The sequence below is a fragment of the Candidatus Tisiphia endosymbiont of Xenochironomus xenolabis genome (genome assembly GCF_964264705.1).
In the GTDB taxonomy this organism is placed as follows: Bacteria; Pseudomonadota; Alphaproteobacteria; order Rickettsiales; family Rickettsiaceae; genus Tisiphia.
The window spans coordinates 1,478,312-1,493,668 of sequence record NZ_OZ183473.1; the positions used below are offsets into that span (position 1 = coordinate 1,478,312).

15 protein-coding genes are annotated in these 15,357 nt (G+C 31.0%); 7 read left to right on the forward strand and 8 right to left on the reverse strand.

The genetic code is table 11. The annotated features are described in order from the left end of the window. Positions 1 to 305: 305 nt before the first annotated feature. A complete protein-coding gene (locus ACFELY_RS07255; RefSeq protein WP_375334167.1) occupies positions 306 to 1,202 on the reverse strand; it encodes a Tn3 family transposase in 897 nt (298 codons plus the stop codon). Between ACFELY_RS07255 and ACFELY_RS07260 the strand changes: the two genes are divergently transcribed. Both ACFELY_RS07260 and ACFELY_RS07265 read left to right on the forward strand, forming a co-directional pair. After that, the gene (locus tag ACFELY_RS07260; RefSeq protein ID WP_375334061.1) at positions 1,182 to 1,898 is read left to right on the forward strand and encodes an IS630 family transposase; all 717 of its coding nucleotides are present in this window, start codon (positions 1,182 to 1,184) and stop codon (positions 1,896 to 1,898) included. The two genes, ACFELY_RS07255 and ACFELY_RS07260, sit on opposite strands and share 21 nt — an antisense overlap. Before the next feature lie 35 nt (positions 1,899 to 1,933). Further along, complete coding sequence (locus ACFELY_RS07265) at positions 1,934 to 2,425, forward strand: hypothetical protein (RefSeq protein ID WP_375334062.1); 492 nt, start codon at positions 1,934 to 1,936, stop codon at positions 2,423 to 2,425. A 197-nt stretch (positions 2,426 to 2,622) separates the two neighbouring features. Here ACFELY_RS07265 and ACFELY_RS07270 read toward each other — a convergent pair whose 3' ends face one another. The 5 genes from ACFELY_RS07270 to ACFELY_RS07290 form a co-directional block, all read right to left on the reverse strand. After that, complete coding sequence (locus tag ACFELY_RS07270; protein WP_375334063.1) at positions 2,623 to 3,492, reverse strand: DNA adenine methylase; 870 nt, start codon at positions 3,490 to 3,492, stop codon at positions 2,623 to 2,625. 135 nt (positions 3,493 to 3,627) lie between these two features. Further along, positions 3,628 to 3,912 carry a helix-turn-helix transcriptional regulator gene (locus ACFELY_RS07275; protein WP_341759797.1) on the reverse strand — a complete coding sequence of 95 codons (285 nt, stop codon included), beginning with the start codon at positions 3,910 to 3,912 and terminating at the stop codon, positions 3,628 to 3,630. Between the two features lie 13 nt (positions 3,913 to 3,925). Then, entirely contained in the window at positions 3,926 to 4,582 is a 657-nt protein-coding gene (locus tag ACFELY_RS07280) for a hypothetical protein (RefSeq protein WP_375334064.1), read from the reverse strand. Between the two features lie 256 nt (positions 4,583 to 4,838). Then, positions 4,839 to 5,576, reverse strand: a complete 738-nt coding sequence (locus ACFELY_RS07285; RefSeq protein ID WP_375334065.1) for a DUF1376 domain-containing protein — start codon at positions 5,574 to 5,576, stop codon at positions 4,839 to 4,841. 297 nt (positions 5,577 to 5,873) lie between these two features. Continuing rightward, complete coding sequence (locus ACFELY_RS07290; protein WP_375334066.1) at positions 5,874 to 6,143, reverse strand: helix-turn-helix domain-containing protein; 270 nt, start codon at positions 6,141 to 6,143, stop codon at positions 5,874 to 5,876. Positions 6,144 to 6,392: 249 nt separating this feature from the next. Between ACFELY_RS07290 and ACFELY_RS07295 the strand changes: the two genes are divergently transcribed. From ACFELY_RS07295 to ACFELY_RS07315, 5 genes are all read left to right on the forward strand, one after another. After that, positions 6,393 to 6,608: a hypothetical protein gene (locus ACFELY_RS07295; RefSeq protein WP_375334067.1), complete on the forward strand. Its 216-nt coding sequence runs from the start codon at positions 6,393 to 6,395 to the stop codon at positions 6,606 to 6,608. Between the two features lie 213 nt (positions 6,609 to 6,821). After that, positions 6,822 to 7,886, forward strand: a complete 1,065-nt coding sequence (locus ACFELY_RS07300) for a recombinase family protein (RefSeq protein WP_375334068.1) — start codon at positions 6,822 to 6,824, stop codon at positions 7,884 to 7,886. A gap of 104 nt (positions 7,887 to 7,990) precedes the next feature. Further along, a complete protein-coding gene (locus tag ACFELY_RS07305; protein ID WP_375334069.1) occupies positions 7,991 to 8,401 on the forward strand; it encodes a hypothetical protein in 411 nt (136 codons plus the stop codon). Positions 8,402 to 8,676: 275 nt separating this feature from the next. Then, positions 8,677 to 10,140: a hypothetical protein gene (locus ACFELY_RS07310; protein ID WP_375334070.1), complete on the forward strand. Its 1,464-nt coding sequence runs from the start codon at positions 8,677 to 8,679 to the stop codon at positions 10,138 to 10,140. Between the two features lie 67 nt (positions 10,141 to 10,207). Further along, positions 10,208 to 12,490, forward strand: coding sequence for a hypothetical protein (locus ACFELY_RS07315; protein WP_375334071.1), 2,283 nt, complete (start codon positions 10,208 to 10,210; stop codon positions 12,488 to 12,490). A 302-nt stretch (positions 12,491 to 12,792) separates the two neighbouring features. Here the strand turns inward: ACFELY_RS07315 and ACFELY_RS07320 are convergent, their stop codons facing one another. Then, positions 12,793 to 12,993: a type IV secretion system DNA-binding domain-containing protein gene (locus ACFELY_RS07320; RefSeq protein ID WP_375334168.1), complete on the reverse strand. Its 201-nt coding sequence runs from the start codon at positions 12,991 to 12,993 to the stop codon at positions 12,793 to 12,795. 408 nt (positions 12,994 to 13,401) lie between these two features. Next, positions 13,402 to 15,261, reverse strand: coding sequence for an AAA family ATPase (locus ACFELY_RS07325; protein WP_375334072.1), 1,860 nt, complete (start codon positions 15,259 to 15,261; stop codon positions 13,402 to 13,404). Positions 15,262 to 15,357: the final 96 nt, after the last annotated feature.

Here is a 15,357-nt window from a genome sequence, read left to right on the forward strand (position 1 = left end):
AATAGAATATACTTCATATTTAAAATATATCTATTATCCAAATTGTCTAATGGCAGAGTAGAATGATAGATTAGGAGTCTTTTATGACAAATTTCTATTGATTTATTAATAAATTAATTACGGCTACTAAGGGTTAAATTACAGAAACGGGGCAAAAGCGAACTAGGAGTAGGAATTGCTGTTAATTTCTTCTCTGTTATAGAAAAATATCCTGCAATAAGTTATCTTACTCAAATGCCTTATCCCTGCAGGATGATCATGTTTTACGCATTTATATTTTGGTATATCTAATCGTATAATAAGCATTATGCCGCTTTAAAATTAACCACTTCATTAAAAGAATAATCTTGATCATTTGTTGCTAATAAATTGCTAAAATCGTAAATTCCATGTAGGTTGACGTGTCTCCAGCTTAATATTGAAGCATTAGGAATATTCTCTAATAAGGTTTGTCTGGTGATGCTATCTGATCGCATAATTATTTTTGTAAGTGCTATATAATTCCATAAAATAATTATATTCTGAATAATGGTTTTACACATAGCCGATATTTCCTGATCTTCTCGATAGGCTGCAGTGATTTCTTCGCCTGCAAATGAAACAGCAGTAGCAAATTTGTTAGCTAACTCGCCTTTGTTTAGTTGTTTCTGAATGGTTTGTCGCCAAGTAATATCATCGATATATTTTAGTACAAAGATAGATTTAATAATCCTACCAAATTCTTTTAGTGCTTCTTGGAGAGGATGTTGGTTAGCATAGTTACTTAATCTTTTTAATATTACTGACGCTCGGTGTTTTCTAAGCATAATGGTTGCAACCAGTCGTAATATATCGTCCCAGTTTCTTATTATTTTATCTTCCTTGACATAATATGCAGGTCTAACAGGATAATTGTCATTAGCCAATTTAGATTTAATCTTATCAAAACTTACTAAATTTAGTGAAGTAACATCTTTTATGCGAGGTGCAAATGTTACACCGATTAGATGTGATACGGCAAAAATCATCTCGGTATAGCCGTGAGTATCTGTCGAGTGTAGGTCACTCTTAATGATTTCATTGTGTAGCAAACCGTCAATCACATAAGCCGCATCTCTTTCAGAACTGCTAAATACATCGGTGTAAAATAGGATTCCCCGTTCATCAATAAATCGATAGACATTAACACCTTTGCTATTACCGTGATATATGGTGTGACATATACGATAACAGGAGTAACAAAATTACTATACAAACTGGGTTTTGTTTACAAGAAGCCGAAAGTAGTACCAGCTAATCTGGATTTTGACAAGCAAGAATTATTTAAGTTAAACTACAGTTTACTAAAAGGGAATCTCAGAGATAAGGAAGCCATATATTTTATGGACGGTGTTCATCCTCAGTATCAAGCAAGGGCAAGGTGCGGTTGGATAAGAAAGAACCAAAATAAGACCTTACCAACATTCAGTGGCTGGAGAAGAAAGCACATGATTGGTGCTATTAACCTAGCCAATTTACAGTTAGTAAGCACAGAGAGTCCAAAAATAAATGGGGAACAGGTAGTTAATTTCCTGCAAAGATTGGAAGAGGAGAATAGTGAGAAGGAAAGAATATATTTAATCTGTGACAATGCTAGTTACCACAAATCCAAAAAAGTTAAGGAATACCTAGTAAATACCAAAATAGAGCTAGTATTTTTGCCACCATATAGTCCAAATCTTAACCCAATTGAGAGATTATGGAAGTTTATGCACAGTATTACAAATACTAATAAATTCTATCATAATTTTGAACAATTTTCGGAAGCAATAAACAAATTTTTTAGCAACATCGGCGATTATAAAGATAGGTTACGTACCTTAATAAATGATAACTTCCAAACTATTACTGTTAACCATTTCTGCAACTCTTCAGGTTAATTGAGTATATCAACAATAATGTCGATAGTAATATTGTGAGTATTTTTCTAGAGGATGATATTCTAGATTTTGAGCTAAATATATCAGAAACCACTAAAAGTAAAAAGTCAATTGAAGCAGTAAGACTAACAATGAAAAATCAAAGAAGTACACTTACTGAGCAACAACTTCAATTAATTCTTACTCCAACTTTTAGGCAAACTAATGAATTAACTTTTTTTGAGTGTTCTAATGTCATAGATGCTCACTATGGAAATGTTAAGGTCGATAATAACCAAGACCAAGATAAAGGTATAAATTATAATATCACTATTCCTGCTGATATTAAGAAGATTCGACCTAAAGTAATGGATTTACCTGATATAAGGATTGAGAGTTTGAAAAAGATTGCGGAAATATTTTTACAGGCACAAAAGGACGACAGGTTAAATATAGCACAGAAATTACTGCAAGCAGGGGTTGACTTTGATATCATTGAACGAATTACCTTAATTAAAAAAGAAGAATTTACCAATATTAAAAATTAAAGTTACTTGAAACGGTTACTATAGCTAATTACAGACGTCATTGCGAGGAGCTACTTTAGTGGCGACGCGGGTAATCCATAAAAGTGATTAGAAATGGATTGCCACGACCACTACGTGGTCTCGCAATGACGAAAGTTTACTATGACTAAAACCTTTTCGAGTTAGTATATGTCACCATTACTGTTCGGTATTTATTATTACGCATAATTTGTTATTAACAGTTCATTAGACGTTCTTCGGTAATTTGATATCGGATATTTGATTGTAATAGTACTAATGTTAAAATTTTTATATAACTCTCTAATAAAGCTAGTATCACTGTTAGAAATCATAAGCTTGATTCCTTTATTAGATAATTCCATAGCAAATTTATTAAGTCTTATTTGATCATCTTCGCCAAATGGTAATCTGGTATAAAAAACTTCACCTGATTTGTGATATGGTGGGTCAAAGTAAACAAGATCATTCGCTTGCGGTTCTATAAAAGAAAAATCTCCTGCGTAAATTGTCGTATCTTGTAAAATACTGCTACATTGGTTAAGTATAGTAGTAAAATTACCAGAAGTAGCATAGTTTCTGGTAGAGCAAGACATTCGGACTTGATCATGTTTATTAACTCTGTATATTCCCCTAAAAGAATATCGATTTAAATATAAAAATCTTGCAGTAATTTCAGTAGGATCATTGCTATTAATATTATTATCTCTAACTTGTTTATAATATTCTTTACTATGTTTTAACCGATATGATTCACATAACTCTATAATTTTTGCTGGATACTTTTTGACAGCATTATAGCTGGTGACAAGCTCAAGATTAATATCAGATAGAAAACATTTATTGAATTTATTCTTTACTTGGAAAAACAGTGTTCCACCACCAAGAAAAGGCTCATAATAATTATTTAAACCTAGTGGAATGCGTTCTATCAGTTTATCAACTATTTTTCTTTTGCCTCCTACCCATTGGAAAAATGGTCTAATAATTGGGTTAGTAGGGTTAATAGTAGTTATTTTAGCAATCGCTGTGCTTGTATTGTCATTTATAAAAGTTTGTTGTTGCATCATGTTAGTTCATTCTTTAATTATTCTCTAGAAAAGCATAAGAGATTAACTAAAAACGAATAGTTGGCATTTTCACCTATTATTCTTGCTAATAAACCTCATGTTATAGAAAATTAAGGAATGAGCAATTTAAAATAATTAATTTTTATATTGATTGATGTTGCTTGCAATAGTAGCAGTAGTAGGGTGCTTAAATATTTCACTAGAAAATAAAAAATCAATTAATTGTCTATGATTATAAATGCCAATTTTATTTTTAGCATTTGTTATATGTTTTTCTGCAGTTCTGTACGATATGCCTAATCTACTTGCTATGTGCTTTTTAGGAAACCCAAGAGCTGCAAGTATAAGACATTCCATAGCTCTTTGGGTAAGAATGAAAGATTTGCCTAGATAGTTTATGTTAAGTTTAGTTATTTTCATAATGGAAACATTTTTAGTTACTGCTTGAAAGCTTTGCAGGAAATAATTCGTCCAAGCTATTTTGACTAAAAATTTTTACGTATAAATCATTGTGCTGTAAAGTTTCGCAGTATGAATTATTGCATCTTATGCTACTCAGAACTATACTAACATAAAGACTGACAATGTTAATAAACTGTTCAAAAGATTCAAGGTGATTAATGTAATAGCTAATAATCTCTGAATTATTGCTTGAAGACAAAAAGTAAAAACCTTCAATTTTATCTTTTGTTCTTTGGTAGATGATAAAGCTGTTACATGTTTCCTGATTATAGAATCTTCTCAAAGTTTCGTATTCGTAGCCTAGATTTTTGCTTTGGGTGTTTTTGATATTGTCAATATTTCTTGTGCAAAAACCGATAGTTGTTCCATCGCTTAGAAATTGACGATAGCCAAATTCCTGAATATTTAAACCAAATATCGCCATCAATTGGTCAGTTAGCTTTGCTTGTAATTCATTTTTTACTAATTGTGCAAGAATAAATTGATTGATTAGGCATTTACTCATTACACCTTCAGCTATTTTTTTATCCCTTTGTTCATGGTCACTCTTATTGCTTTGATAAAATTCATCAGGAGCTTGCTCGACTAAAGCAAGTTGTAGCCCATATTTGATAGCTTTTTTGTTCATAATTTTTTCTTTAATTGCTGTTGTTATTCAGATTATGACAGGGATTTTTCTGAAAACAATAGGTATTTCATTACGTGAAACGCTATTTTATATAGAAATATAAGACAAGAGCTGTAAAATAATTAAAATTATTTCATGTGATGAAATTTGTAATGAAATAATTTTGTCAGTTGATTGTTGCCAAATAAATCTTTGAGCTGGATGTTATCCCTTAAAACCTTAAACCCAAAGCATAAAAATAGCTTTATTCCTAGAGCTATGGCTCATAACGATCACGTTTTATCTCTGGTGTGAAGTAAGCAAATGACCTTGGAGGTACAAGTTGCTGTTTGCCAATACGTGCTAGTACTTGCTGAATCTTTTGATAAATATAATCTTTGCTAATACCGCTTTTTAGCCATTCTACAACCAACAATGTATCTTTTGGTAAAACCATATTGTGTTCGTTGAACAGTACTTGTAGCTTTTGAGTTAATTCTGCTATTTCGGATTTTGCCAATTTTGCAGTCCCAAGCGAGTTATCCACATGCTCATCTATATCATCTAATCTTATATCAATAGATTTATCTTTAGACGTACGTACGCGTAGGTAATACGATCGTATTACGGTCGTATATACGTTCGTATATACGGTCGTATCATTAGAGGGGGTAGCTTTTTCTTCTGCAAATTCGATAAGTTGACTACGATGTTTTTCCCATCTTTTTGCTATATTCAAGGAATTTTGTTGTGACACTTTTATAAGTTTTTGGTACTCATTTTTCAACTTCAAATGTGTAAAAGTTTTATCAGAAAAAATAAAAAAATTTTGCCATTTTTTTAGCGAAATATTTAAAAAATGAGCCAATTTTTGGTCATTATTTGGCAATTTTCCACCACTTATCCACATATGTTCAAGCAGTCTAATGTAAATTCCTAATTCATCATGTCCAAGTAAATTAGTACCATGAAGAAAAGCTAACAAAGAAAAGGGTTTGTTCTTAGATTTTAACATAATAATCTCCTATAATTTTAGATAATTTAGCTGTAAAAATTCATAAAAAGACCTTCAAAAAATGGCAAAAAAAAACTATACGAGCGTATAACACACAAAAAAACCTGAAAAAATCCTAAAAAAATTATAAAAAAATCCAAATTTTACCTCTTATCCACAGGCTAAAAAAACTTATCCACGTGATATCCACGTATTATACACATATTTATCCACAAATTTTGTGGGTAAATTTATATTATTTATTACTTAAAATTAAAGAATTTGAATTAATTGATGCTATTAATAACAACTTTAGAATTAGTCGCTAAAATCCATTTCAGGCTCTGATGTGCTATTTTTTCTTTTTACTAATTCCTGCTTAAGCATTTCTTCAGTAAGTTGGTAAAAGTCATTTGCTGAAACCAATCCACTAGTTGCTAGGAAAATTTTTTTCATTGTATCAAGCTTGGGTATTACATCTGCATAAATGTATTTATGTACCAAACTCGGATGTTTGCCTATTTTTTTGGCAAATTCTTGTACAGACATTTCTTGCAGTTTTAACCATGTGATTAATTGCATAGTCATAGTGTTCGCCTAAAAGTTTTTTATCCTTATTAGAAAAACGCCCTTGGTTGTCTAAATTCAAGGAATATTTTTTTAAATTTCATGTCATGAAATTTTTATATATCAAATAAATAAATTTTGCATATCAAGGGAAGTAAATCTAAGTTTTATCAATGATAGAATTATTTCATGCCATGAAATGACCATTGTAAATCAAGAAAAAATAGTTAACAGTAAGATGAAAGCTTATAAAAATGGGAAATATATATTATGAAAAATGCCTATATGCAGCAAATAACAAAGGAAATAGATAAGGATAAACGCTCTTCCAAAGAAACTTACCTGTCAATAGTTAACAAACTAAAAACTATGTCTAACAACCAATTGAGTGACGAAGAACTTCATGAATCAGCTAAGAATTTAATTGGCTTTTATCAAATAATTATTGACCACAAAATGAAACAGAAAAAAGAACAAGAAAAATAAGTAAGAATCTGATTTGCCAGAAGATAAAGCTCCAAAATCTCTTAAAACTAATCAATAGAATTTGTATAGGCTAAAAATGTTACATTTAGCTGCAATGGCTCACTACAATGCGACAATTAAGCATATACTTTACTTGACTGTTCTAGTTATATGGTCTATCCCTGATGGAGATTGTTTTAAGCAATTAAACTAACATTATAATGAGAAGAATATATGACAGACAAAGCAACAAATGCTATAATTTTAGTTCGTGTTTCAACAAGGGAGCAAGAAGAGGGGCATTCAATTGAAGCTCAAAAATATAGATTAGTAGAATATTGCCAACGTAAAAATCTTGAAGCTATCAAAACTTTTGAAATTATCGAATCTTTAAGCAGAGGTGATCGCAAACAATTTAAAGAGATGATCAAATTTGCTAAAATCCATAGAGAAACCATTGCTATTGTAGCTGATAAAGTTGATCGCGTTCAAAGACGAATTTCAGAAATTTCATTATTGGAAGGGCCAATAAAAGATGGTAAAATAGAATTACATTTTAGAACTGAAGGTTATATACTAACAAAAGATTCTCAATCTCATGAAAAATTGGTATGGGGAATGAACGTATTAATGGCTCAATCTTATGTTGACAGTTTAAGTGATAATGTCAAAAGGAGTTTAGATCATAAATTACGTAAAGGAGAATGGATAGGTCCTGCTCCTATTGGTTATCTAAATAGCAGAGATGCACATGGCAATAGTACAGTAATTCTAGATTCATCTAGAGCTTTTATTATAAAAAAATTATTTGAAGAATATGCTACAGGAGCATATACTCTTGGAAGCATAGTAACCATGGCAAAAGAGTTAGGGTTAAGGAGTAAAAAGAATTATTACCTAAATAAAACAGTATTACACCGTTTAATGCAGCAGCCATTTTATTACGGTGAAATGTTAGTAAAAGGAGAGATGTGGTTGCATAATTATCCACCAATTATTACAAGAGAAACATTTATGGCATGTAAAGAAGTACGTTTAGGTTGGAATAAAAAGCCTTTCAAATATGGAGGTAAAGATTTCCTATTTAGAGGGTTAATTACTTGTGCAACAACAGGCAAGATAGTGACATCGGAAATTCATAGTAAAACATATTCCAATGGTAAGGTAGATCAATGGGTTTATTTGGCAGCATGGGATCCAAAAAATCCAAACAAAAAAATATATGTTAGGGAAGATGAGGTTTTAGCAAAGATAGAAGAGATTTTTAAGAAAATAGGTATAAGACCCCAGAGCTATTAAAAGACACGCTAGAACACCTTAAAAACACTAATGAGCTAAAAAAAGATGAACATGATGAAGCGACAGCTAGTTTAAAGAAAGAACATACTGAAAACGAAAAAAGATTGAACTCATTAATAGATTTACGACTTAATGGTGAATTGAGTACAGAAGAATTTCAAGCAAAAAAACAACAATTAAAAGATCGTCAATATGAAATTAATCGATTATTGAAAATTTATGATGAAGCAGATGACAAATTTACTGATACCGTCTCAACATTGATAACTCTAGCTTCTGAAGCCTATGAAACTTTTAAAGGTTCTGAAATGCCTCAAAAACGCAAAATGATAAAATTCGTATTTCAGAACCTGAAGCTTAGGGGCAAAAAACTTGAGACCTCTCTACGTTTCCCGTTCGATATTTTTGAAAAAACGACCACTCGTACCGAATGGCGGGGCGTAGTGAACAATTTCCGAACCCAATCAGACATAAAACTATTAATTATTCAAACCTCTATGCTTATATTAGAATAATCAGATGGGGTAATTTATAATGTTTGTCATTATTAGTTCTTGAATATTCCTCTGACAGCCAAAGTTTATTTGATAATCAGATCAATAATTTGTGGTGTCTGTAATATTAAATCTTGTATCTTGATTGTTTAAAATATAGTGGTTTAAAATTAGTATCGTTTTTAACCACCATGATAATCAAAGTAGAAAAAACTTGACATTATATTACGTAATTTATTAGTATTAAAAGTAGGTAAATCTTTACTATATTTACATAATTACTATAGAGGCATATCATGGAACAAGAAGCTGTAGGTCAACCAGGAACATATTCTCTTAATAGAATTTTGCCAATGGTTATAAAGGATGATGATCTTTTTAAGGAATCTAAAACAAAACAAATTACAAGATGGGTTTACAAAAATTATGAAGTTCGTGATTACTTTGAAGCTGTAGTGTCAGCTGCTATTTCTGCAGATGATTGCTGGCTTGATGATAATATATATGGAAAAAGATTAAATACAAAAATACTTGCACAAAGATTAATAGATAATAGTTTAAAAAGTAATTTTAAAGATTCATTTGATATTACCTATTGTTTTAGGCTAGCTTGTTTGAATTGTTTAGATGAAACGCTAATCCGTAACTTATTTGATCTTAAAAAAGCAAAATATCAAAAAGTACGCAATGTATCTGAAGATAATATTTTAAAACAAGAAGTAACTATATTAGAAAGATTTTGGGGGCATTATATTACTGATAAGCTAGAGCAAATAAAAGAAAATGACATATATTTTGGATATTATGATCCTAATCTTAATATTTATGGGCTTAAATTAGCTTATTACAATAATGAGCGTGAAGCAGTTGCATTTTTTTCTACAAGACTATTAGAAGATTCGAGTATTTCTGCAGAGACTAGATTAAACTTACTTGTTGAAGCGGCATTATATTCTGCTAGTAGTACAGCAGGTAATAGGGGAAAAGATGTAGCTATCTTTTGCTTACAGGAGGCAATGAAAGATAAACAACAACTAGATTCTTTTCTTGAAAAGTTTAGTCATCCTCGTGGTCCATCGATACTTAAGTTGTTAATTGAAGAGGGATATTTTGATACGGTGTGCCAATTATTTCCAATACAAGCTCAATTTTATAATATTAACAAATATTACAGCTTATTGTCTGCTATCAGTGATGAAAAGTGTGCTGAACTTAGAGAAAAGTTTTTACATGATATTATAGAGTTAGGAAGGGAGAAATTTTGGCAGCAAGTGACTGAATTTGATAATAATAACTATTCTAATCTCTTGTTGAATAAGTGTGCAGAAAATGGATATAAGAAAGCTCTTCAAGAATTATGGCACGCCTATAGTGATGATCAACGTCAACATGTTTTTCTTTGTAGCACAGGTAAAATTATTTGTAGTATTCTTTATGAGAATGATAATAAAGAATCACTAAAAGAATTTTTATTTTGTTATGCTAAAAATAACAAAGCAGTATTAGAAGATATTAATCAATTTATTAATAATATAGATATTTCAGTCAATAACTATATATCCACTGGTGATACAAAAAATAATAAATTTAGTATTATAAACGATAAGATTAAAGAAACTTTACCACAGCTAATGGAAGTTTTTAATGAAAAAAGAACTCTCCATGATACAGATGCTTCTCCTATTTCATCAAATAATGGTAGTGATACTAGTGATGCACTAGAATGTTTAGGAAAGCTTGATATTGTTGAAGAACAGTGATAGCTAATGTTTTTAAGTAAAATAAAGAGAATAGGACTATGAATTAATTATAAAAAATAGGTAAAATATGCAACCAGCTAACCCAATAAATGAAAGATATCCTGAATTAGTTGAAATGTTGTTGTCAGGTGATATTCGTACCTTTCAACAAAGGTTTCAGTCATTTGTTAATCAAATACCAGATAATAAACGCTCAGTTAATAAGGATGGTTTTTTTCCATTGTTTAATTTGGCTAGTTTTTTAGCTTTACCAGATACTACTTTAGGAATAAAATTAGGAGTTAAAAAAGTATTCTGTCATATTGAAAAGGTAGGTAGTACTACTAAAGGGGTAAAGTTAGCTGTTCTAGTACGAAAACCACAAGATAGAGTACCAACACAAGAACAAGATAAATTAATATTTATAGAATGTTTTGATACAGATTCTACTGTTCAAACCCATTTTAAATATAATGTTCCACAACGTTTTACACAATCAGAAATAAATTATCTAAGTAATCAGATAGCAAATTATACCGAGCTAAATAAAAAAGGTTATTCTGTTGCAATAAGACACGCAAAAGATCCGGTCATTAAATCAACAAAGATGTGGATTGAGACATCCCAATTTACTGGTAATCTGGCTCCTGACTCAGGAATTAGCTGTGATCATTTTAGTATTAAAGAGCATGAAAAAAATATAGAAAATTGGGTGTCTGAGCTTTCTTCAACAGATAAAAAAGAGGTCAAAGATAATGCTACAGAAATTCTTAAATATTTTGGTCAAGAAGTTCATAAACATTTAGTTCAAAACCTACGAATCAAATTTACTAAAGAGTATGAATATCATGGATTATTAACTGGATTTTTTGTTATGCTATTTAAGTATAGCCATAATCTTAAATGTTATACTGAATTATCTTTAGGTGAAGGTTTTGCTGATGTCGTTATCTTAGTACGCGGATATGAACGGTCACTGAATACTATCCCTGTGATTGTCGAACTTAAAAAGGGAAGAACAAGTGATATTTCTCAAAATGACAAGGAGCAGGCTAAAAAATATGCTGATGCATTTTGGTATGGATCGCAGAGAATGATTACAAACAGTGAAGATATTGTTTATTCGGTATTCAATTGTGATTTGGAAGAGAATAAAAGATTGTGGATTCAAGCAGATACAAAAAATGTTAATCATCAACCTTTCTCACGGCTAGTACTACAAACAACTGATAGGGCAAGAATAAACGAGCAATTAAAGTATATTTATTATTCTATACCAAATGAGGTTCCAGATTATTATTTTTATACAGTAAAGATGTTATTGGGGCAGTTAATTTCTACAACTCCAAGAGAAGAATCATGGGAAAAACATGTTTTTAAATATGGACAAGAAGTAAGAGGAGAGTCTCGCACAGGAGGTACAGAAGATGTATCTAAGAATACAGCAACATTTGGGTTTATAAATCCAGATATAGAACAAAAAATGTTAGTTTTACTTAATATAACCCGAAGTAACGTAAAATATCCTATACCAGAAGGTAAGAAAGTTAGTATAGAGAGTATAATTGGAGGAAATAGCAACATAAAAATAACAGAAGTTAACTTAAAACTTAAAAATTTTACAAAAGGTGACAAAAAGAAATTTGAAGATTGGTGTAGCGATCAGGGTATTGATATAAATTCTTATAATAGCTTAGGTGAGTATAATAACAAAAAGACCCAGGGATTTTTAGGACAATTTTCTGAAGTATTAGATATTGATACAGAAGCCTTAAATCTTGTATTAAGTGAAGCTGTAACTGTAATGAGGAAAGATACTATAGAGGCAGATGATGCACAATATTATGTAAAGTTATTTAAAGAGATAGCTAAATATTTATTTGAATTTAAGAATTTAATTAACAGTGAAGATGATTTTCAAGCTGTAGTACAAGGGGTATTTTCACACTATAGTGATGCTCAATTTCAAGGTGGTGAGCGTATCAGTGTTGTTCCAGAAATGCAATCTGGTGGAGGGTATCGTGTTGATATAGGATTAGTTGGGAAAAAAGTGTTTGTAGGAATAGAGCTTAAGTGGGATGATACCAAAGGTGTTCCCCAAACTAATAAACATCAAGTAAGTGGTACAGAAATAACAGCAAAAGCTAACGATGCTGAAAAGCAATTAGCTCGTTACAAAGAACAACCAAATAATATTAAATCCTTAACAGATGGTGATAAAGCCGCTATGCTTTGGGCAGTATTCCATAGAAATGCAGAAACAGAAGACAAATTAATTGAAGTACGAAGTGAATTTGATACTTTTCCAGTAGTTCATAGTTCAATGCATGTTATGCAGCAATTAATGGGAGAGCATAATATAGATGAGTAATTTTAATTAATATAACATGGTAATAATTTGCATAGGATAAATTTTGATATATTATTAGTTGTAAAAAATTGTAAATGATGGTATATTTTGCAACTATATCGTTAACTTAGTTACCGGTCAATTTGACGTAGCAAGTAATATCTGGTAGAGTCATGATTTTAGATGGCATGACTAACAGTCTTTTACTGTTCGATGTTATTGGTATTCAAGCCATAGTGCATAGTGTTAGAGCTGTAAGACAGGCTTTCTCAGGAGTCTCTTGTTCTACGATCATAAGTGCATACCTATGAGCAGTTTGTTGTTCAACAACACGAAATGATGAATTTAGTATTGAATAAGTCGAGCATAGAGCTAATTCCTGCAGAGCCGTATATTTCTTCCAGTTGGTAAATATTTTGCAAACCTGCAACAAAACAATCGCCATATTTCCTACTTTCGGTAAGAGTAGTTGGCAGAGGGATGGTATTTTGCAAAGCTGGTAATTCGTCTAAAACGAACCACATATTTGTTATTGGCACTACTTGTGACTCTATCCATAAGAGACTTGATAGCGATGTTGATCTAAGCAGAGATTAGAGGATGCAATGTCATATATGGACAAGTGAATTTGTTAACAAAGAAAATAAAAAAATAGAGCCACGAAGGAAGAAGTCATATATTCGGCATCTAGTGCCATAATGGGGATATTATTGAACGAATTACCTTAATTAAAAAAGAAGAAATTACTAATATTAAAAATTAAAGCAACTTGAAAACTAGATGCTATCTTACTAGAAAATTATGCTAAGTTTGTTGCTAAAAGGTACCTTAGATTCACTCGGTCTTTCTTAACCTATCACACGATCGGTATCACTCCTTGCTTTTACTCTACTTCTTTAAAGACTTATTTCAAGATACAATCACACAAATTATCAGATGAAATTAGCACTTGATATTTCTATTTGGTATTTTAATGCCACTTCCTTGCCGAAAAAAGCCATAGCAATTTTGATGATTTTTTGAACATGTGAGTATTCTTTTATTTTATCCTCATATCGTTTTTTTATGATTTGATCTAACCCATCTTTTGCAACTGATTCTAGAATATCAGAAAATTTGCATATTTTATATTCTATAATAATAGCATTGTTCTGCTTTCCAGCTTTAGGTATTAACATAATATCAGCTCTACCACTGCCCGTTTCTCGCTCACTATCTATGATATAGCCAGGAGATAAGGTGTTAATTAAACCTAGCATAAAGCCGCTATAAAATAGCTCTGCTTTTTTCTCGCCAGTTTGATGAAAACTAGTGGCATTTAGTAGTAACTCTTGTAATTTCTCTTTAAATTCTTCTATTTTACCTGCAGGCAACAAACTAGCAAATGAATAATATAAAGAACTATCCATCTGTAACTTGCTGCTCACCCATTGTAATAGCCTGGTTTCATATATATATTCTACTTCCTTATTAGGCACTGATAATTCATAGATATCCTTTGCAGGTTCGATAGCTGTTGGGTTTAAATAACCACTAAATAATAGCAAACTAAATAACCCACTTCGCGTATTAATATCGCTGAAACTGATTTGTTTGGTAATAGGTGAGATAATACTCTTACAACTAGCCAATTGTTGGAGATCGGCTTGCATCTCATCTGACAATAATGTTTTATCAATAAGACCCGTTCCTCCACTATCTAGCCAATAATGATCAAGTTTCCCTTTATGAGCCAAACATTGCATAATCGACCATGGATTATAGATAATCTCCCCACCAAAATTGTAACCATTATACCAATTTTTAATTTTCTCAGGATTAGTTGCTGTTGGTACTTTAATTAATAACTCATCAACTTCTGCTTGAGTAAAGCCATAGAACTTAGAAAATTCTTCATCAAGTAAGGTATACTCACTAACATTATTCAAATCCGAAAATAAATTAGCTTTAGCAACCCGCAATATACCAGTAATTACCCCTTTTTCTAAGCAGGGATTAGTCTTTAGGCTATTACCAAACATTCCGCGGAATATCTTGAGTACATCATCAAATTCTTTTAATTTATCACCAAACTCAATGTAAGAACTATTAATCGGTGTATCATATTCATCAATCAATATATACACTTTTTGATTAAAATGTTTGTACAGTACTTCACTTAAAAAACGTAAGCTATCTTTTAAGTCTTCCTTATCAAGCTTTCCTGTAAAATATCGACTTAACTTTTCCTTTTGTACATCATCTAGTAAATTTTCATCTTTTGCCATATAATGATTTAAGTATCGATGGTTTACAAATAACTTAGTTACTTGATTTCTTATCCCGCTTTCAATTTCTTGGTAACTACTGCCTTTTACATCTTTAAGATTGAACAGAATCACAGGAAATTGACCTTGACGTTTCATGCTACTAGCATTACCTGCAATTTTTAAAGACTTTAGCTCTTTAGTTTCGTCAAATCCTAAATCTACTGTACCACCTGTAAATAGCTTGTTATTGATCTTCTGTTCCAACGGTAAAGCCTTACCTCTCTCATCCACCTCTATCTCAAAAAATTTCTGAAGCATGTTCATATTCAAACTCTTACCCCAACGCCTTGGTCTAGTGATTAGGATGACATCTCCACTATCTGTCAATAACTCTTTAATCATTAAGCTTTTATCAACAAATACATCACTATTTAACAATAACGTCTTAAAATCATCCGTACCTGTTCTCATTCTCGGCAGCGTATTACTTCCGATATGAATATCTTGATCGGTTGTATTAAGATCAGAAAGTTTAGAGGTCATGTTATTCTATTACATTTAAGAGTTACTATAAACATTCGCTTTAAGAAATTATAACATAAATAAGCTAACAGCTCCAGCAATTATCTAATTATCTTT